Source organism: Frankia sp. Cppng1_Ct_nod (genome assembly GCF_920656135.1).
GTDB classification, from domain to species: Bacteria; Actinomycetota; Actinomycetes; order Frankiales; family Frankiaceae; genus Protofrankia; species Protofrankia meridionalis.
The window spans coordinates 11,251-29,131 of record NZ_CAKKTK010000062.1 but is presented as its reverse complement, the minus strand read 5'-3'; the positions used below and the strand labels follow the sequence as shown (position 1 = coordinate 29,131).

Annotated in this window: 18 protein-coding genes and 1 CRISPR repeat array (1 of these 19 cut by a window edge); of the genes, 7 read left to right on the top strand and 11 right to left on the bottom strand. The window is 67.9% G+C overall.

All coding sequences use genetic code 11. The features are described 5' to 3' along the window. Window positions 1-290 precede the first annotated feature (290 nt). On the bottom strand, window positions 291-728 hold the full coding sequence (locus NBW77_RS16595) for an antibiotic biosynthesis monooxygenase family protein (protein ID WP_250279976.1): 438 nt from the start codon (window positions 726-728) through the stop codon (window positions 291-293). 113 nt (window positions 729-841) lie between these two features. Here NBW77_RS16595 and NBW77_RS16590 point away from each other — a divergent pair, with 113 nt between their 5' ends. Continuing rightward, window positions 842-1,621: a hypothetical protein gene (locus NBW77_RS16590; protein WP_250279982.1), complete on the top strand. Its 780-nt coding sequence runs from the start codon at window positions 842-844 to the stop codon at window positions 1,619-1,621. A 24-nt stretch (window positions 1,622-1,645) separates the two neighbouring features. Here the strand turns inward: NBW77_RS16590 and NBW77_RS16585 are convergent, their stop codons facing one another. Together NBW77_RS16585 and NBW77_RS16580 are read right to left on the bottom strand one after the other, a co-directional pair. After that, the gene (locus NBW77_RS16585; RefSeq protein ID WP_250279980.1) at window positions 1,646-2,863 is read right to left on the bottom strand and encodes a pyridoxal phosphate-dependent aminotransferase; all 1,218 of its coding nucleotides are present in this window, start codon (window positions 2,861-2,863) and stop codon (window positions 1,646-1,648) included. 214 nt (window positions 2,864-3,077) lie between these two features. Continuing rightward, the gene (locus NBW77_RS16580) at window positions 3,078-3,920 is read right to left on the bottom strand and encodes a RecB family exonuclease (RefSeq protein ID WP_131745484.1); all 843 of its coding nucleotides are present in this window, start codon (window positions 3,918-3,920) and stop codon (window positions 3,078-3,080) included. Between the two features lie 329 nt (window positions 3,921-4,249). Between NBW77_RS16580 and NBW77_RS16575 the strand changes: the two genes are divergently transcribed. Continuing rightward, complete coding sequence (locus tag NBW77_RS16575) at window positions 4,250-4,534, top strand: chorismate mutase (RefSeq protein WP_175324644.1); 285 nt, start codon at window positions 4,250-4,252, stop codon at window positions 4,532-4,534. Window positions 4,535-4,608: 74 nt separating this feature from the next. Here NBW77_RS16575 and NBW77_RS16570 read toward each other — a convergent pair whose 3' ends face one another. The 3 genes from NBW77_RS16570 to NBW77_RS16560 all read right to left on the bottom strand — a co-directional run bounded on the left by NBW77_RS16570 (window position 4,609) and on the right by NBW77_RS16560 (window position 7,644). Beyond that, window positions 4,609-5,190 (bottom strand): DUF1003 domain-containing protein, encoded by a 582-nt coding sequence (locus NBW77_RS16570; RefSeq protein WP_175324643.1) that lies wholly within the window; start codon window positions 5,188-5,190, stop codon window positions 4,609-4,611. Further along, window positions 5,187-6,500 carry a magnesium transporter MgtE N-terminal domain-containing protein gene (locus NBW77_RS16565; RefSeq protein WP_131745481.1) on the bottom strand — a complete coding sequence of 438 codons (1,314 nt, stop codon included), beginning with the start codon at window positions 6,498-6,500 and terminating at the stop codon, window positions 5,187-5,189. The genes NBW77_RS16570 and NBW77_RS16565 overlap by 4 nt, the downstream gene beginning before the upstream one ends. A 109-nt stretch (window positions 6,501-6,609) precedes the next feature. Continuing rightward, entirely contained in the window at window positions 6,610-7,644 is a 1,035-nt protein-coding gene (locus NBW77_RS16560) for a glycoside hydrolase family 6 protein (RefSeq protein WP_131745480.1), read from the bottom strand. A gap of 432 nt (window positions 7,645-8,076) precedes the next feature. Here NBW77_RS16560 and NBW77_RS16555 point away from each other — a divergent pair, with 432 nt between their 5' ends. Further along, window positions 8,077-9,273 carry an acyl-CoA dehydrogenase family protein gene (locus tag NBW77_RS16555; protein WP_131745479.1) on the top strand — a complete coding sequence of 399 codons (1,197 nt, stop codon included), beginning with the start codon at window positions 8,077-8,079 and terminating at the stop codon, window positions 9,271-9,273. Window positions 9,274-9,438: 165 nt separating this feature from the next. Here NBW77_RS16555 and NBW77_RS16550 read toward each other — a convergent pair whose 3' ends face one another. Then, window positions 9,439-10,902 (bottom strand): TerD family protein, encoded by a 1,464-nt coding sequence (locus NBW77_RS16550; protein ID WP_250279975.1) that lies wholly within the window; start codon window positions 10,900-10,902, stop codon window positions 9,439-9,441. A 234-nt stretch (window positions 10,903-11,136) separates the two neighbouring features. Here NBW77_RS16550 and NBW77_RS16545 point away from each other — a divergent pair, with 234 nt between their 5' ends. Then, window positions 11,137-11,730 (top strand): suppressor of fused domain protein, encoded by a 594-nt coding sequence (locus NBW77_RS16545; protein ID WP_250279974.1) that lies wholly within the window; start codon window positions 11,137-11,139, stop codon window positions 11,728-11,730. A 14-nt stretch (window positions 11,731-11,744) separates the two neighbouring features. Here the strand turns inward: NBW77_RS16545 and NBW77_RS16540 are convergent, their stop codons facing one another. Beyond that, window positions 11,745-12,635, bottom strand: a complete 891-nt coding sequence (locus NBW77_RS16540) for an LLM class F420-dependent oxidoreductase (RefSeq protein WP_131745478.1) — start codon at window positions 12,633-12,635, stop codon at window positions 11,745-11,747. 330 nt (window positions 12,636-12,965) lie between these two features. On the opposite strand from NBW77_RS16540, the gene NBW77_RS16535 reads away from it, so the two are divergent. Next, window positions 12,966-13,472 (top strand): MaoC family dehydratase, encoded by a 507-nt coding sequence (locus NBW77_RS16535; protein ID WP_250279973.1) that lies wholly within the window; start codon window positions 12,966-12,968, stop codon window positions 13,470-13,472. Between the two features lie 183 nt (window positions 13,473-13,655). Here NBW77_RS16535 and NBW77_RS16530 read toward each other — a convergent pair whose 3' ends face one another. Further along, window positions 13,656-14,057 (bottom strand): NUDIX hydrolase, encoded by a 402-nt coding sequence (locus tag NBW77_RS16530; protein ID WP_250279972.1) that lies wholly within the window; start codon window positions 14,055-14,057, stop codon window positions 13,656-13,658. Window positions 14,058-14,440: 383 nt separating this feature from the next. On the opposite strand from NBW77_RS16530, the gene NBW77_RS16525 reads away from it, so the two are divergent. Together NBW77_RS16525 and NBW77_RS16520 are read left to right on the top strand one after the other, a co-directional pair. Further along, window positions 14,441-14,677 (top strand): FitA-like ribbon-helix-helix domain-containing protein, encoded by a 237-nt coding sequence (locus NBW77_RS16525; protein ID WP_131745456.1) that lies wholly within the window; start codon window positions 14,441-14,443, stop codon window positions 14,675-14,677. Continuing rightward, the gene (locus NBW77_RS16520) at window positions 14,674-15,090 is read left to right on the top strand and encodes a type II toxin-antitoxin system VapC family toxin (protein ID WP_207386839.1); all 417 of its coding nucleotides are present in this window, start codon (window positions 14,674-14,676) and stop codon (window positions 15,088-15,090) included. The genes NBW77_RS16525 and NBW77_RS16520 overlap by 4 nt, the downstream gene beginning before the upstream one ends. Window positions 15,091-15,380: 290 nt before the next feature. Here the strand turns inward: NBW77_RS16520 and NBW77_RS16515 are convergent, their stop codons facing one another. Together NBW77_RS16515 and NBW77_RS16510 are read right to left on the bottom strand one after the other, a co-directional pair. Then, on the bottom strand, window positions 15,381-16,646 hold the full coding sequence (locus NBW77_RS16515) for a hypothetical protein (RefSeq protein WP_131745455.1): 1,266 nt from the start codon (window positions 16,644-16,646) through the stop codon (window positions 15,381-15,383). Beyond that, entirely contained in the window at window positions 16,646-17,134 is a 489-nt protein-coding gene (locus NBW77_RS16510; protein ID WP_131745454.1) for a hypothetical protein, read from the bottom strand. Before NBW77_RS16510 ends, NBW77_RS16515 begins: the two co-directional genes overlap by 1 nt. A 35-nt stretch (window positions 17,135-17,169) precedes the next feature. After that, a CRISPR array of direct repeats spans window positions 17,170-17,881; the repeat unit is 37 nt; unit sequence GTTTCTATGCCCTCATGATCGGGCTGGGGTTAGCAAG; it runs 49 nt beyond the window's last position.

Sequence of the window (17,881 nt, the reverse complement as noted above, 5' to 3'; positions counted from 1 at the left end):
TGGCCCGGACCGGGTGGCACGACCCGCGGAGTCGTCGCACTCGAGGACGTGGTGGAGGAGTTCGTGGGCGAGGTCGAGGACGCCAGTCATCGGACGCGCTGAGCCGGTGCCGCATCAGGCAACGTCTGCCCTGTCACGGCACTGATGTTTCACGGGGCCTCCGCTGTTTCACGGGGCCTCCGCTGTTTCACGGGGCCTCCGCCAACGCGGGAAGAACCACGATTGCGCTGCCTCCGGTCCGACCGGATCGACGGGTCGAATCCCGTGGATCCGGTCAGCGGGTCAGCGGGTCAGGCAGTGGCCGGTGCGGCTGACTGTACGACTTCGAACGACCACAGTTGCGCCCCGGTTGCGGCCTGTCCACCGGGTCCACCGGGTCCACCGGGTCCACCGGGTCCACCGGGTCCACCGGGTCCGGATGCTCCCGGCCCGCCGGGCCCGGGATGACCAACGGGGCGGGCCGGCGGCTGCCCGCTCGCGGCATCCGTGGCGGCCCGCGCATGACCGGCCTGGAAGGCATTGGACGCCTGCCACTTCTGGAAGTCCTCCTCGCTACGCCAGCGGGTGTAGACGAGGTAGGTGTCGGTGCCTTCCACGGGACGCAGTAGCTCGAACCACTCGAATCCGTCAGCAGCCTCCACCATCCCGGCGCGACCCGCGAACCGCTGCTCCAGGGTGGCGCGCGCCTCCGGTGGGACGGTCAGCGCATTGATCTTCACGATGCTCATGAGGTCACGGTAGTTCGTGACAGCGGTGGCCGTGCGGACCCACCCACGATGTCATTTGACGCGACAGCGAATTAATCGGATGCGGAAGGTGACGTACCTTATTCTTGCTGATCGTGACCCAGCTTCCTCGTGCGGCGGTGCTCGGCAACGGGCCCGTTGCCGGCGCGACCCTCTGCGCTCTCGTCGACTCCGGACTGGACGCACGACTGTTCCTGACCTCCGAGAAAGACCTGACCACCGAGGCGTACCTGCGCGAACGTGGGCTCGCCGACCGCGGCACCCGGTTCGGAGGCACCGGCAAGGTTCACCCGGTGGACGACGGTCGCCGGCCGTTCGACGTGCAGCCCGGCAACCAGGCGGCAACCCGGTGGGATGTCGTGATCCTCGCCGGGGACATCACCGGCCGGACGGAAACCGGGACCGGACCGTTCGCTGTCCCACCTGCGCGGTTCGGTGGTGTATTCGACCCGGACGCCGAGGGTGTGTACCGGTGCGGCCACCTGCCGCTGGCCGGCTCCCTGCCATCCGACACCACACTGCCGTCCGACACCACACTGCCGTCCGACACCGCGGATATCATCCGGCTCGCCGAGGCTCAGGGCCGCTGGGTCGGCGAGTACCTGCGAGGGCGCTACCTGCTGCCTGCCCGGTCGGCGATGCTGGCCGCGGCCGGTGCCCCGGGTTGGCGACGGTCACGGGCCGCCGGCCTGCTCGACCGATGGCCCGCCGGACCAGGCTGGCGTCACGGCCGGACCGCCGCCGGCGTCACCGCTGTCGACGTCACTGTCGACGGTTACCTGCGGTGGCTCAGCGGCGAACTACGCCGGGGCCGCGCGCGGGCGGCCGAAGGCGGGTACCCGCTGCCCGTACCGTCGCTGATCACCACGCGCTGACCGGCGGTTGCGGCAGCCAGGGGTTCAGCCGAGCACCGCCAGCCGGTCGGCTGCCGCCCGCAGCGTGTCGAGCCGCTTCGGGAACGCGAACCGCAGGATGTGACGTCCGTCCGAGGGATCGGCGAAGAACGACGAACCGGGGACGGCCGCGACTCCGGCGGTCTCCAGCAGGCGGCGGGCGAACGCGACATCGTCACCCTCCGGGTCGAGCAACCGCGTGTCGCACATGACGTAGTACGCCCCGTCCGGGAGCCGGAACCGGAAGCCGGCCGCGGCAAGCGCGTCGCACAGCAGGTCACGACGCTCGAGGTACTCCGCCGCGGTGGTGTCGTAGTAACCCTGCGGCAGGGCCATGGCTGCGACCCCACCGGCCTGCAACGGTGCGGCCGCGCCGACGGTCAGGAAGTCGTGGACCTTACGGATGGCGGAGGTGTACACCGGCGGGGCGATCGTCCAACCGACGCGCCAACCCGTCACCGCGTAGGTCTTCGACAGCGCGTTGACGGTGACCGTGCGGTCTTCCAGACCCGCAACGGTGGCGGGCGGAATGTGGCCACCCGGGCCACCGAACTGGATGTGTTCGTAGATCTCGTCGGTGATGACGAGCGCGTCGTGGCGCTGGCACAACTCGGCGATCAACTCCAGCTCGACACGGGTGAAAACCTTGCCGGTCGGATTGTGCGGTGTGTTGACGACGACAGCGCGGACACGATCGGAGAAGGCTGCGCGCAGCTCGGCCTCGTCAATGCTCCAGTCAGGCCCGCGCAGCGAGACGAACCTGGGCCGGGCACCGGAGAGGATCGCGTCCGGGCCGTAGTTCTCGTAGAAGGGCTCGAACATGATCACCTCCTCACCGGGATCAACGAGCGCCAACATCACCGCGATCATCGCCTCGGTGGAACCGCAGGTCACACAGATCTCGGTCTCCGGGTCGATCGTCCAGCCCGGGTAGGTGCGGGCGACCTTGCCGGCGATCGCATGCCGGAACGCCGCCGCCCCCCAGGTGATGGCGTACTGGTTGTCGTCGGCGTCGATGGCGGCCTTGGCCGCCTCCTTGAGTTCGGCCGGGCAGGGAAAGTCCGGGAAGCCCTGCGCGAGGTTGATACCACCGTGCGCCAGACACAGCCGGGTCATCTCCCGGATCACCGACTCGGTGAACGTCCCGGCCTTCGTCGATATCCGACGGGGGACGGTGCCGGCCGGACGAGCCGCAGCGCTCGGTTCGCTCGGTTCACTCGGGATGCCCGGTTCGCTCGGTTCACCCGGGATGCCCCGGCCGACCGGGCGGCCGTCGGAAGGCGCGACCGTTGAGCCGGTACCTGCATGCCCACTGCTCGGATGGTCCGTCACCGGGTCATCATGGCCCACCGGCATGGCCCTGTAGTCGCCGCACGGTCATCTGTTCGGCCCCGTCGTCCGTTCCCCGGGGCCCCGTCGTCCGTTCCGGGTCCTTTGCCTATTCGGCCTCGTCGCCGGCAACCGCCTCCCAGGGATGCCGGTCAGGAGCCGCGGCCCGGCCCTGCGGGCAGTGCCGTCGGTAATCGCACCACGAGCACAGCGGACCGGGTTGCGGCGGGAACGCCTGGTCGGGCCCGACGCCCGCCCGGAGCCGCTCGCCGGCCCGCTCGATGTCGTCCGCCAACGCTTCGGCACGGCTGAGCTGGCGGCCCAGCGACGCCTCGTCATGCTCGGCGACAGCCACGTCGCCGGTGGGAACGTGATGTAGTTCGACCCGCCAGCATGGACGGCGCAGCGTCCGCGACACCGCGAGCGCGTAGAGGGCGAGCGCCTGGGAGGCACGTGCGTCATCGTCGGTGAGCGGTCGGCGTCCTGTCTTGTAGTCCACGACGACGAGCTCGCCGTCGCGGTCGTCGAGCCGGTCGACCCGTCCGGACAGGGCCAGCCGCTCGGTACGCGCGGCAACCTGACGTTCGACCGCCTTCGGTTCGCGGGCCGGGTCGAGCGTGGCGACGTAACGGCCGACCATCTCGGCCGCCCGCTCCCGCCAACGCACCGACTGGTCGGGGTCCCGCCAACCGTCCGTCATCCACCCGAGGCGGAGGAGATGGGCGGCCCGGGTCGGGGTGCGCCGGGCCAGCGGTTCGTCCCACCAGGCCCGCAGGGCGCCGTGCACGCTGGTGCCAAGCGAGTTGTGTGCCCAGGGCGGCCCCTTGGGCAGGGCCGGACGGTCCAGGTAGGTCATCCGGTACCGCTGGGGGCAGTCGGCGAAAGTGGACAGTTTCGATGGCGTGCACACGAACAGCCGCCGCGGCATACCGTCCAACTGCAACTGGTCCACACCACGATCCTGCCAGGCGATGCCCGCACGGACCTCCCCGCGAGGCTCCTCCTATGGATCAGCTATGGATCCGCGGGCCCCGGAGACCACCCAGCGGAGATCGACAACAACGCTGGACGGAGGCATTCTCAACTGGCATGCTGTATCACGTGTCCGGTACACCTTTCATTTGCGCGCGCCGCGCGAGCAGATCGCCGGATCACTTTTACCAGGGGCCGGGTACGGTCCCTGTACTGCCGCACCACTGACGCGGCATGCCGAGACCAGGCCCGGACTCACCCGGGTCCTGTGGCTCCGGGACGGCCGGGCCCCTGACGAAAAGGGCCCAGATGACAAGCCAAGCGCTCAACTCCGCCATGTCCATGCCGACGGTCGCCTCGATCGCGGACGGACGGCAGGCCATCAACGGGATCGACACCCAGCTTCGCGCACTCGTCGGAGCACGGCTTGAGGTATCCCGCCAGATCCAGGCGCTGCGCTGCGCGGACGGCGGTCCTCGCATCGAGCACGCCCGGGAAAACGAGATCATCGCGGCATGGTCGCAGGAACTCGGACCCCGTGGCGTCGAGATCGCCCTGTCCATCCTCACCCTGTGCCGAGGTTCTCTCACCTGACCGGATGCGACACGGATGCGACACAGCCACCGTCCACAATGATCATCTGTTCGCGATGGTCGTCGAGGTAACCGTCAGGCCCGCCGGTCGGCAGCGTTCCGGTTTTCGGATCGCCGCTCCGGCGAGCCGCGGCGACGGCGCTGACCACCGTTTACCTCCTCGCCCGTGCCCACGGGTTCGGCCAGCAGTGCCCGAAGCTCCGCACGCAGCTCGGACCGCAGGTAATCACGGGTCGCAAGCTCACCGACCTTGGTCCGCAACGCCGCCATCTCGCGGGCAAGGTACTCGGTGTCATCCCGCTGGCGTCCGGTCTGTTCCCGGTCCTGCGCGAGATTCGCCCGGTCCCGGTCGTCCTGCCGGTTCTGTGCCAGCAGGATCAGCGGCGCCGCATATGCGGCCTGCAGCGACAAAGCCAGGGTCAGGAAGATGAACGGATAGTTGTCGAACCGCAGGCCGGGCGGCATCACGATGTTGTATCCGATCCACAGCACCACCACGACGGACTGCACGACAAGGAAGCGGGCAGTCCCGATGAACCGGGCGACCCGCTCGGCGATGCGGCCAAAGGCGTCCGGTTCGTAGGGCCGCCGGGTCAGGGCAGACCGCCGCGACGGGCGAGGCTGGTCGAGCCTGCCGGCGACGCGGCGGATCCTCACGGCGAGGCCTCGTCCTGACCGGTGCTGCCTGTCGCGGTATCCGTCGCGGTATCCGTGCGGCCGGTGCTGGCGACATCCGAGTCCAGATCGTTTTCCCGCCAGTCCGCCGGGAGCAGGTGGTCGAGCACGTCATCGACGGTGACCACACCCACCAGGTGTGCCGCGGCATCGAGGACAGGCGCGGCCACCAGGTTGTACGACGCGAGGTGGCGGGTTACCTCGGACAGCGACGTCTCCGGCCGCAACGGGGTGATGTCGACGTCGATGACGCCACCGATGAGCGTCCCCGGCGGTTCCCGCAGCAGGCGCTGAAAGTGCGCGAGCCCCAGGTAGCGGCCGGTCGGCGTCTCAAAGGGGGGACGAACGACATACACCTGCGCGGCCAGGGCCGGTGACAGCTCCGGTGCCCGCACCCGCGCGAGGGCCTCGGCCACCGTGGCGTTCGGGCCGACGATCACCGGCTCGCTGGTCATCATGCCGCCCGCGGTGTTGTCCGGGTAGACGAGCAGCCGCCGGACCGGCGCGGCCTCCTGCGGTTCCATCAGCCCCAGCAACCGCTCGGCCTCATCGGCAGGCAGATCCCCGAGCAGGTCGGCGGCATCGTCGGGGCCCATCGCCTCCAGCACGTCGGCGGCCCGCTCGTCAGCGAGCCCACCGAGCAGCTCGATCTGCTCGTCCTCGGGTAGTTCCTCCAGGACGTCGGCGAGCCGCTCGTCGTCGAGGGCCGCGGCCACCTCGGCACGGCGCTTGTAGGACAGGTTGTGCAGCAGCGACGCAAGGTCCGCGGGCCGCAGCTTCTCGAACGCCGCGAGCAGGTTCGCGGCGCCCTGCCCCTCCTCCGGTAGAGAGAAGCCGGTTACGTCGTCCCAGAAGACCGTGCGGACCTCGCCACGTCTACCCCGACCGGTCCGTACAGCCACATGATCAAGAATCCAGTCCCCGCCACGGATCTGTTCGATCGCGGCATCCACCACGGTGACCCGCGCATCAGCCTCGATCAACGTCACCTGCCGGTCGAGGAGCTCGCCGAGCACGAGGGTCTCGCCCGGACGCTGAGCAAACCGGCGCCAGCTCAGCCTGGCCGAGGACAGCACCACCGCGCCTGCCTCCACCCCGGTCACCCTGCTGATCGGGACGAAGATGGGACGGCGATGCACCTCCACCGCGAGACCGAGGACACGCGGTGGTTCATGGCCGAGCCGCAGCGTCACGATCACATCGCGAACCCGACCGACGAGGTCTCCGTTGGGGTCGAGGACGAGCAGGCCTACCAATCTGCGGCAGAAGACCCGCGCCGGTACCGTGGTCACGGCGCGAGGCTACCTCCGGCAGCGGTGTCACCGCCCCGAGGCACTGCCCTGGTGGCACCGGGCGGTGCCACCGAAGGCCTCCTCCTGCGGGTTTCCAGGCCTGCGGGTTCTAGAACCCGGCGCGCTGGGCGAGACCGAGGGCGTAGTCGGTCCAGAACTGGCCGGCCGGAGGGCCACCGTTGCATGGGCCGTCCGACTCGCCGGGACCCTTGACCCACAGGAACGCATCCGCGTGCGCATCGCCGGTGGCCGTGGTCGGTTGCGCACCCAGCGCCCGACCCGGCGGATTGCACCACTGGTTACCCGAGGCCGATCCGAGCCCGTTACGGCTGGTGTCGACGACGAAGTGGCCGCCGCCTCCAAGCTCGGTGACGACCTGATCACCATAGGACAGCGCATCGGTGGTTCGCGCGAAGCTCGCTGTGTTCAACGCGAAGCCGCGCACACCGGCTACGCCTGCCAGCTTCAGGCGTCGGGCAATCTCGGCGGCACTCTGCCAGTTCGGATTCCCGGCGTCGATGTAGACGGTGGCACCATGCTGGGTCAGCAACCCGCCCGCCTCACGGATCAGCGTGTAGCGGGTCTGCTGGTCAGCGGCTGACAGGCAGTCCGCGCCGGCGATCGCATCCGGCTCGAGGACGACGACGGCCGGGCCGGAACCGACACCGGCTGCGACTTCCGAGATCCACGCGCGGTAGTCCGCCGGCGAGTTCGCACCGCCAGCGGAATAACTGCCGCAGTCACGGCCGGGGATGTGGTAGATCGCCAGGGTCGCGATCGTGCCGGCGGTCTGTGCATGGGCCACCTGGGCGGCCACCGCGCCGCGGACCTGAGCGGTCGGGGTCCAGTCACCGAACCAGGTTGCCTGCGGGATTCGCGCGATCTTGTCGAGCAGGGCCGCGTTCGCGGGACTACTGGAGCGCAACTGGTCGGCGGCCAGATCCGCCTGGGTCCCGGGATCGTCATAGAAGTGCATCCCGGCCAGTGGGTTTCCAGCGGCGGACGACGCCATGGTCGTGCCCGTCTTCGCGGCGGCATCTACCGGGACGGGGGGGCTGGATGCGGCTGGCGTTGCGGCCACGTCTGCCGTCCGGCAGCCGGCGACCAGGATGAGGGACGCCGCGCATGCCAACACGACGGTCATGGGCAGGTGTCGCGACCGGATAAGCGGTTCATGGTCGGTCGCGCGGGACAAGAGCACAACACCTCCGGGGGAGAAGCCGATGCAGCAGCATCTGTATGCGGTGAACCCCCTTGCGGTCACCCTAGCGTCGCGAAGCGCATCGCCGTCCGCTATATGTTGTTTTTTACCATCTGTTGGTATTGCATTGTGATTATGGTAGGCGATGGATCTCCGCCGGCCTCCGGCAGGGCGGGACGTTCGAGCCACCGACCTCCTGACCGGCTGACATGGCCCCGGGACTCCAGCCCCGGCCGACACCATGATCTCTGACTCCGCTCGCGCCTGACCTCGAATACCGCGATACTGCTCATAAGTACAGGACGGCTGGTATGCGATGGCTGTCATTGGTATGCGATGGCCGTGGTGTAATAGCCGAGAAGGGAAGCGGAAACGATGGGCAGGATCGCGCAGACCGACGGTCTGACCGATGTTCAGGCCGACATTCTGTCGGCCGTGCGCACGTTCGTCGACAAGGAGATTCTGCCGTACGCCACGGAGCTGGAACACAAGGACGAGTTCCCCGAGGCTATCGTCGAAGCAATGAAGGAGATGGGGCTGTTCGGGATCACCATTCCCGAGGAGTACGGCGGCCTCGGCGAATCACTGCTCACCTATGCCCTGGTGGTCGAGGAGATAGCCCGCGGCTGGATGAGCGTTTCCGGCGTCATCAACACACACTTCATCGTCGCCTACCTCGTACTGCAGCACGGCACACCGGAACAGAAACAGCGACTGCTGCCGAAGATGGCAACCGGCGAGGTTCGCGGTGCTTTCTCCCTGAGCGAGCCCGGCTGCGGTTCGGACGTGTCCGCCATCACCACCCGGGCGACCCAGGACGGCGACGACTACCTCATCAACGGCCAGAAGATGTGGCTGACGAACGGTGCCCGCGCCGGGATCGTCGCCACTCTCGTCAAGACCGACGAGGGCGCCGAATCCGTTTACCGGAACATGACGACCTTCCTACTGGAAAAAGAACCCGGGTTCGGCACCCACGGCGGGATCACAATCCCCGGGAAAATCGACAAGCTCGGTTACAAGGGCGTCGAGACCACCGAGATGGTACTCGACAACCACCGGGTCCCAGCCTCGTCGATCCTCGGCGGAGAGGAAGGCCGCGGTAAGGGCTTCTACCAGATGATGGATGGTGTGGAAGTCGGCCGGGTCAACGTCGCGGCCCGCGCCTGCGGCATCATGATCCGAGCATTTGAGCTGGCGATTGCCTACGCCCAGCAGCGCCGGACCTTCGGCAAGCAGATCGTCGACCACCAGGCGATCGCCTTCAAACTGGCCGAGATGGCGACCAAGGTCGAGGCCGGCCACCTGATGATGGTGAACGCGGCCCGCAAGAAGGACAGCGGGCAGCGTAACGACGTCGAGGCCGGCATGGCCAAGTACCTCGCCAGCGAGTACTGCTACGAGGTGACCACCGAGGCGTTCCGCATCCACGGCGGTTACGGCTACTCGAAGGAGTACGAGATCGAACGGCTTTTCCGCGAGGCGCCGTTCATGCTTATCGGCGAGGGCACCTCCGAGGTACAGAAACGCATCATCAGCCGCGCCCTGCTCAAGGACTACAAACTGCAATAAGCAATGGTCGGCTGCGGACACACTCCGGCCTGTCCACTGACACTGGTCGACAGGCATCCGATTGACAGATATCAGTTGGGCCGTGGCCGGGGCAATCTCCCCGGCCACGGCCCAACTCACATCGTTCCCACGGGTACCGTCATTCCTACAGGTACCGCCCGGTTCTCAGAGGTACTGCCTGGACGGGCCGACCATCGCGCGTACGGTCTTGCCGTCGTGGAACTCACCGATGGCGGTCATGCTCCAGTACGGCCCGCCCGGTTGACGCGACACCTTGCACATGACAAGCCCGGTCTGCGGCTTCGACTCGGACAGATCGAAGCGGACGAGCTCGGCACCGGTGAAATCGTCGATCAGCCGACAGAAGGCGTTGCGGACCTCGGTGAAACGCTGGCCCTGATAGCTGTTCACCGTGAAAACAAGCGCTTCGATATTCGGTGGGAGCGCCGCCAGATCGACGAAGATGGTCTCGTCGTCGCCCTCGCCGGAACCGGTGAGGTTGTCACCTGAATGGCGGACCGCTCCGCGGGCACCCTTCTTGGACATGAACCACACCTTGTCCACGTCCTTGCCCCGGTTGTCGAAAAGGATGCAGGAGGCGTCCAGATCGATCTGGCGCCCGCGGTGGGCCGGGTCCCAGCCGAGGGCCATCCGGACCCGGGTCAGCGGCGGAGCGCCGGTCTTGACCAGCGAGACGCTCTGGCCCTTGCGCAGCGAGACCCGTCCCTTGTCGAGGTTCACGGTTGGAGCGCCCGCGGGCGGTGGGAGCGGCGGAGCGCCCCAGCCCTGCTGACCCTGGGGTTGTCCGGCTCCCCAACCACCCTGTTGGGGCGGTGGCGCCTGCTGCTGTCCGGGCGGTGCGCCCCAGTACGGCTGCTGCCCGCCCGGCTGCGGCGGATACGGCTGCTGCCCGCCGGGCTGCGGCGGATACGGCTGCTGCCCGCCGGGCTGCGGCTGCGGCGGACCCCAGGGCTGTTGTTGCGGCTGCTGATGCTGCGGTGGACTCCAGGGCTGCGCGGGCTGACCGGAAGGCGGTCCCCAATGCGCCGGTGCGGATGCGGATGCCGGTGGGGAATAGAGCTCCGTGGGGGCATCGTCCAACCTTGGAGCGGTTGGTCCGGGACCGGCCGGACCCGGATCGTCCACCGTGATCCCGAAGTCGGTGGCGATGCCGGCGAGCCCGGAGGCATACCCCTGGCCGACGGCACGTACCTTCCAGGCCCCTTGGCGCCGGTACAACTCGACGAGCACCAACGCGGTCTCAACGGTCAACCCGGTCGGGTCGAAACGGGCGAGATCCCCATCCCGCAGGTCCCTGACAACGACCTGCAGACCCCGGACCGCCGCGAACGTCGGCGGACCGGACCCGTCCAGACTTCCGGTGATGACGACCTTGTCGATATCACTCGGCACCTGCGCCAACGCGAACTCAAGCGAGGACGGCGGGACGAGACGCACGCCCGGACCCGTGGGCTGGTTGAAGAACACGAAGTCGGCGTCCGAACGAACCTTGCCACTCGCCGTCACCAGAAGGGCCGCGATGTCCAGCGGAGTCGAAGAATTGATCTCCACCCGCACGTCGGTCGTGGACAGCGGTGCATTCGCGCCCTTGCTCAGCACCTGCGCCATGATGTCCTCCGCCTCTAGATCGCTTGGGGCCGAAGGCGACGCACGAAAAACCATGATCGTGCCGCCTTTGGCCGGGTACATCACTCAGGATCAGCTGGGTCGTTGATATCGTGAACGTCACTCTCAACGCCATCGTGACGGATGGCGCCCCACGTCCAACGACCGGCATCCAACGACCGGCATCCAACGACCGAGCCACCCCGGATTCAACGGAATCCACGTAGGGTCGCTCCCGTGGATGGCACGGACGTGCTCAAACGGGTGGAAGCGCACCTGGTCCGGGAATTCGGGCCGGAGATGGGCCGCGCGGAGATCACTTTTCTCGGCGCCGAACCGATCGAGGTGCTGCGCTTCGGCCCCGCCGGCGACGGGGTCGTCCGCTACGCCACCCTCGGGATGTCCCGGGCGCCGATGAGCGATCCGGCGTCCCCGGTCCTGGACCCGGCCGGACCCCGCGCCGAACTCGTCCTGTCCCTGAAGGACCACCGTGACAGTGTGGCCCGCCGTCTCGCCCTGCTGGCCGCGATACCCGCAGTCGAGGGTGTCCCCGTCGTTGCCGGAGCCGGCCTCGACCTCGGTGAACCGCTGTGGGACGGCGCCCGCTTCACCGCTGTCCTTGTCGCCGAACCCGGCGGGCTCCTACCGGACCTGCCGCTGGCCGGCCCGACGCCGGTGCGTTTCCTGCCGGTGTTACCGATGACGCCCAACGAATCCGCGTTCAAACGGGTGCACGGTGCCACCGAACTCCAACAGCGGTGGCTGGCCGCCGGTACCGACCTGCGTGATCCGGATCGTGCCGGACTGCGTCTGGATACCGGCGGCCGGTAGCTTCCGAGAGCGGATCAGGTGGCGGGGCCGAGGTCCGCGACGTCCTTGACCACCGGGACACAGGCCCGCTCGATCCAGGCGTCCACCGGCTCGCCGCCGGGCGGCATGATGATGACCGTGTCCACGCCGATGCGCGCATACTGTTCGACGTCCGCCAGAAAGGCGCCCGTGTCGCCCCGCGTCAACGCATCACCGCTGTACAGGATCGTCTTGGTGATCTCCGTGTGGTCGCGGCCGACCTCGTCGCAGTGCGCCTTCAACACGTCGAGTTTGTGCGCCACCACGTCGACCGACACGGCGAACAGGTTGCAGGCGTCGCCGTAGGTCGCGACCAGGCGAAGTGTCTTCTTCTCCCCGCTGCCCCCGATCATGATCGGCAGTCGGGGACGGCTGATCGGCGCGGGGACGCACAGCGTCTCGGCCAACTGGTAGTGCCGGCCTTCGAAGGGACCGTTGTCGTCGCTCCACATCTGCCGGCAGATCCGCAGCGTCTCCTCCAGCCGCTCGAATCTTTCGGCGAGCGGGACGAACGGCACGCCGAGACCGTGGTGCTCGCGTTCGTACCAGGCGGCGCCTATCCCGAGCTCGGCCCGTCCGCCGGACAGCACGTCCAGCGTCGTGACGATCTTCGCCAGCAGCCCAGGATGACGGTAGGTCACGCCGGTGACCAGCAGGCCGAGGCGCAGCCTGGACGTGTGGGCGGCGAGGAACCCGAGAGTCGTGTAGCCCTCCAGCATGGGTTCGTCCGCAGGGAACATCGCCTCCATCTGGAAGTAGTGGTCCATCACACTGAGATGGCCGACGCCCGCGTCGTCGGCCATCCGGGCGGCTCGTCCCAGGACCGGCGCGATCGCCTCCGAACCGCCCGGCCAGTTGAACCGGACCACATGCACGCCCAGCTTCATCGCCAACTCCTCAACATCCAGGACGGCTCACCCGCCCGATGGACCGGACCGCTGTCGCGTCCATCCTGACTGACAGCCGCCGCTCTGGCACGATCCGGGGCCGCGCGGGGAGCGGCCCGAGGCAGCGCGGGACGACATTCCACGCACCACAAGGATGATCATTTTTCGCGGATGATCGCCGGACTGCTCGCAAATCCGGCGGATCCCCGGCCGACCTGGAAGGATCGGCCACGGGTCTGCCTGGAAGAGCGCCGTCCAGGGCGGAGTCCAGGGCGCCGTCCAGGGCGGAGTCCAGGGCGGAGTTCACGCTGCAACGAGGAGAACGACATCATGCAGTTCGGCCGTTATTACGAGGAGTTCGAGGTCGGCGCCGTCTACAAGCACTGGCCGGGCAAGACGGTCACCGAGTACGACGACCATCTGTTCTGCCTGCTGACCATGAACCACCACCCGCTGCACCTGGACTCGAACTACGCCGAGCAGACCACCCAGTTCAAGCGGAACGTCGTGGTCGGCAACTATGTCTATTCGCTGCTGCTCGGCATGTCCGTGGCGGACGTCTCCGGCAAGGCGATCGCCAACCTCGAGGTCGAGTCCCTCAAGCACGTGAAGCCGGTGTTCCACGGCGACACGATCTACGGTGAGTCCGAGGTGCTCGGCAAGGTCGAGTCGAAGAGCAAGGACGACCGGGGCATCGTCCAGGTCGAGACTCGCGGTTACAACCAGGACGGCACCCTCGTCTGCATCTACCGCCGCAAGGTGATGGTGCCCAAGCGCTCCTACGGGGAGGCCCGCGGCGGCGAGCAGCCCGGACGTCCGGTCCCCAACGGATCCTGAACCGATTCCCAGCCCCGACCCCACCCCCGTAACCGCTGGATCAGCGGGGGTTGGGGTCGGGGTCACTTGGGGTCGGGGTCACTTGGGGTCGGGGCCACTCGGGGCCGGGGCCACTCGGGGCCGGGGCCACTCGGGGCCGGTCTGTCGCGGCTCCAGGGGCTCGCGGCCTCAGAGGCTCACGGATCAGCTCCGGGACGTCATGATCCCCCAGGCCGTGAGCGCGTCCAGAAGGCCGTCGGTCAGGGGCAGGGCATGCAGATCGACGCACCAACGGACGCCGGCGGCGTCGTCCCCTGCCCGTAGTTCCCCACCGACAATCTCGCATGCGTAGTCTGCGATGTCGTAGACCGCTCCGCCAAGGCCGGGACGTGTCACCCGCCCGACCAGCCGGCCGACGGTCACGTCCAGGCCGGTCTCCTCGCGGACCTCCCGGACGAGCGCTGCGGTGTCATTCTCCCCCGCCTCGACCCGCCCGCCCGGCACCGACCACAGGCCCCGTCCAGGCTCATGCCCCCGCTGGACGAGCAGCAGCGCGCCGGCCGCGTCCACAATGATCGCCCCAACGCACGGGACCCGTCGTGACACCTGCCCAGCCAACCAGATTCCCCAACCACCATCGGTGGCATCCCATCTATGTAGATGGGATCTACATAGATGGGATGCCCTGATGGCGCGGGACTCCGTCGGATCGGTCAGGTAGCCGGAAACCCCGCTCGACGACCACGACCTCGCGGACCTCATGCGCAGCGCACCTACGCCCTGTGCCTGCGCCCACCAGCCCGTAGGTAGAAACCGTCACCCCAACGACGGAAACCACCTACGCCCTGTGCCTGCGCCCACCAGCCCGTAGGTAGAAACCGTCACCCCAACGACGGAAACCACCTACAGCCCGGGTCCGGGTCCACCCGGACCCGGACGCCGGACACATGGCGCTGCTGGAATGCAGGCGCCGACGCTAGAATGCAGGCATGGCTGTCGCTATCACGGTCCGCAATGTCCCGGAGGGCGTCCGCGACGAGCTCGCCGCCCGCGCGGCCCGGTCGGGGCGTTCGTTGCAGGAGTATCTACTCACCCAGCTCGCCGAGCTCGCGTCCCGGCCCACCTCGGAGGACGTCATCGCCCGGGCCCGTCTCCGGGCGCGGCTCACTGGCAGTCACCTCGACGCTGACGTCATCCTGGCGGACAGGGACGCCGAACGCCGGTGACCGTGGAGAGCGGCCGGCTCGTCGTCATCGACAGTTCGGCGCTGGTGGCCCTGCTCGCCGATTCCGGCCCGGCCGGGACGTGGGCGGCGGACGAGGTCGCGGGAGCGTCCCTGGCCGCGCCGCACCTCGCGCTGTTCGAGGCGTCCAACGTGCTGCGCCGCCAGGGCCTGTCCGGCGCGCTGGTCGGGGATCAGGCCACGCTCGCCCATGCGGACCTTCTCGCCCTGCCCATCGAGCTGTGGCCCTATGCACCGCTGGCCGAACGCGCGTGGGAGCTGCGCGGCGCTCTCACCGGCTATGACGCGTCCTATGTCGCCCTGGCGGAACTCTTCGGCGCCCCGCTGGTTACCTTGGACGCCCGCCTCGCGAAAGCACCCGGCCCCCGCTGCCCGATCCGAACCTTCCCCGCATAGTGCACAGGCCGCACCACCGACGGGCGTAAGGGATTACCCCCGTCTTCGTGGCGTTTCCATGCCCTGATGATCGGGCTGGGGTTAACAAGGGCACCCCCTTCGGGACCCTTGCTGAGCTGCGACGATGGTACCCGGTTGCGAGGACCTGACATCAAGGATCTTGCCGAAAACAGGGACTCCGGGAAGACCCTGTACCGATCATGTTCGGCCGAGATGATCCCGCCGCTTCGGCAAGATGAGTAGCGGTGGCGGAGGCCGTGAAGGGTCGACCCCGGTCACCCCATCAGGTCTCAGGGAGCAATCGCGAGGAACTCTGCGATGGTGCGGTAGGCCGTCGCCTCGTCGAGATCCAGCGGTTCGGGCGGACGTCGCCTGGTCTCCAGATCGAGGGTGGCGCCCGCCGGCCCTATCGTCGCCTCGAAGACGTGGTAGAGCAGCCGATGGTGACCATCCGGGTCCTGGTGGACCCGGATCCACAGCGGGGACGCCCGCCGCAGCTTCTTGCTTCCATGTCTGAGTTTGACTTCTGCGTCCTTACCGAAGACGACCGGCAGGCCGAAGGAGCCGATCTCGAAGTCCCGACTGTCGGGGTGATGCCCTTTCAGGGTCGGGACGACGGCGTCGATGTATTCCTGTGTGACCCACCTCTTGAACGCGCTGAACTCCGGGCCGCGGTCGACAGGCGCGCGGAACTCCCGCAGCTTGAATCCTGCATGGTGGAGGAGTTGCGGCCACGAACCGGTCTGTTGCGACAGGCGGATGTGCCAGCGCGCCCAGGTCGGTGCGGCCGGCCACGCCACGCTCGTACCGAGCGTCCGGGGGCTGCCACGGTGTGGGAGCGGGCGACCGTGCCGTTCGGCGACGAGCTCGTGCAGGCGCAGGATGGCCGGATGGTCACGGGACGGCTCCGCGCTTTCACCGATCATGCCGCATAACTGTTCGAGGCCGTCGAAACCGACCCCGCCGAATCCGCGCCGGACCCGCGCGCCGAGTCCACCGAAGGTGGCCAGTGCCCACAGGGAGATCCCCACGACCTCGCGGATGTAACCGGCAGAAGCCGGGTTGTCTCGCACGCCGATCCGAACAGCAAAGGTCCCGGTCGCGCCGGCGGGCAGGTGATGAGGTCGGACCAGCTCGGGATGTTCCCGGTTGTCGTTGCGTGACGATGGCAGGAACAGGCCCTGACCGAGCAGATAGCCGATGCCGTGGGTGTGGCGCTCGCAGGTGGTGGGTGCCAGCCGCAGCCAGCGGGGCGAACGAAGCTCGGCCTTCGACGGAGGTGGGTCGATCGTCGGCGGCGTCACCAGGCGCAGTGCAACCGGAGACGGGCCGATGTTCGGCTCGTCGTACCGACCGCCCGCGGCTCCGAACACCTCGGACTCGGCACGGGCGAGCGCGGAGTAGTCCGCGCCGAAGACGGGCGCGGCGAGCGCACGGAACCAGAAGCGGGCCGCGCCCCGGATCGCCGGCATTCGCAGCTCCGAGCGGGCGTTCGGGCCCGGGGCGAGGAACATCGGTGTCGTCACGGTCACGCCTATCGGAACCCAGGGTGTCATCAGCGGGCCCGTCCTCTCCACGGCAGATGGGTGAGCGGATAGGTGACGGGACGGTCGTCCCACAGGATCTGGAGAAGGACGCCCGCGGCGAGCCCCACCGACGCGGCAAGCATGAGCAGTTCGGCGGGCGAGGCCGCGCCTGGCCCGGCCAGCTTGTGCGCCAGGTCCGGTGTCACCGCCGGCACGACCGCGGCGAGAACCAGTGCCGCCACCCCGACCGCGTGCGCGAGACCGAGACCGGCCACGGCCAGCACCCGGCCGGCGAGGATCCGTCCGCCGGGAACCCCGTGCCCCTGCGCCTCCAGCGTCAGATAACCACCGGCAACCGCGAGCACCACGACGGACGCGACGACCGGCCATGTCCAGGTGTCCGGATGCGCCCAGGTGTCGTCCAGCGAGATCAGGGCGACCATGCCGAGTGCCGCGCCCGCGGGTAGCCGAAGGCACCACAGGTTGGTCGTTTCCCGGCTTCCCACGGCAGTTAGCAAGAAGTTCGTCCCGCTTTAAACGGTTCGACCTGCATGTTTCTATGCCCTCATGATCGAGCTGGGGTTAGCAAGCGGCATCGCAACATCGGAACAACAACTGTAGTCTGTTTCTATGCCCTCATGATCGGGCTGGGGTTAGCAAGTCGGCCTCAAGGACTCCGTGCAGGAACTGCTGGACGGTTTCTATGCCCTCATGATCGGGCTGGGGTTAGCAAGGCGCCGAAGTGGTGGGTGAAGCTGGACGAAGAGGCGTTTCTATGCCCTCATGATCGGGCTGGGGTTAGCAAGCCGTACTCGAAGGTGTGGTACGGGACTCGGGCGATGTTTCTATGCCCTCATGATCGGGCTGGGGTTAGCAAGAAGGCTATCCAGCAGTACGTCCTCGCCGTGTCGGAGTTTCTATGCCCTCATGATCGGGCTGGGGTTAGCAAGGGATCGAAGACCGGCGTGTCGTACTGCCCGCTCGACCTGTTTCTATGCCCTCATGATCGGGCTGGGGTTAGCAAGCTCAAGCACATGCTCCTGCGGCTCTTCTGGGGCAGTTTCTATGCCCTCATGATCGGGCTGGGGTTAGCAAGCACGGCTTTACGCTCTATGAGGATGGCGCATATTGCGTTTCTATGCCCTCATGATCGGGCTGGGGTTAGCAAGGAAGGCCTTCATCGATGAGCTGAACGCCCTGCTCAGTTTCTATGCCCTCATGATCGGGCTGGGGTTAGCAAGCAACATGCTGGAGGAGGTTGGCCC

Excerpts from the sequence above, each read along its gene's own strand:
- NBW77_RS16555 (WP_131745479.1), top strand. The coding sequence starts at position 8,077 with ATGGGCAGGATCGCGCAGACCGACGGTCTGACCGATGTTCAGGCCGAC.
- NBW77_RS16595 (WP_250279976.1), bottom strand. The coding sequence starts at position 728 with ATGAGCATCGTGAAGATCAATGCGCTGACCGTCCCACCGGAGGCGCGC.
- NBW77_RS16535 (WP_250279973.1), top strand. The coding sequence starts at position 12,966 with ATGCAGTTCGGCCGTTATTACGAGGAGTTCGAGGTCGGCGCCGTCTAC.
- NBW77_RS16515 (WP_131745455.1), bottom strand. The coding sequence starts at position 16,646 with ATGACACCCTGGGTTCCGATAGGCGTGACCGTGACGACACCGATGTTC.
- NBW77_RS16560 (WP_131745480.1), bottom strand. The coding sequence starts at position 7,644 with ATGACCGTCGTGTTGGCATGCGCGGCGTCCCTCATCCTGGTCGCCGGC.
- NBW77_RS16550 (WP_250279975.1), bottom strand. The coding sequence starts at position 10,902 with ATGGCGCAGGTGCTGAGCAAGGGCGCGAATGCACCGCTGTCCACGACC.
- NBW77_RS16575 (WP_175324644.1), top strand. The coding sequence starts at position 4,250 with ATGACAAGCCAAGCGCTCAACTCCGCCATGTCCATGCCGACGGTCGCC.
- NBW77_RS16540 (WP_131745478.1), bottom strand. The coding sequence starts at position 12,635 with ATGAAGCTGGGCGTGCATGTGGTCCGGTTCAACTGGCCGGGCGGTTCG.
- NBW77_RS16525 (WP_131745456.1), top strand. The coding sequence starts at position 14,441 with ATGGCTGTCGCTATCACGGTCCGCAATGTCCCGGAGGGCGTCCGCGAC.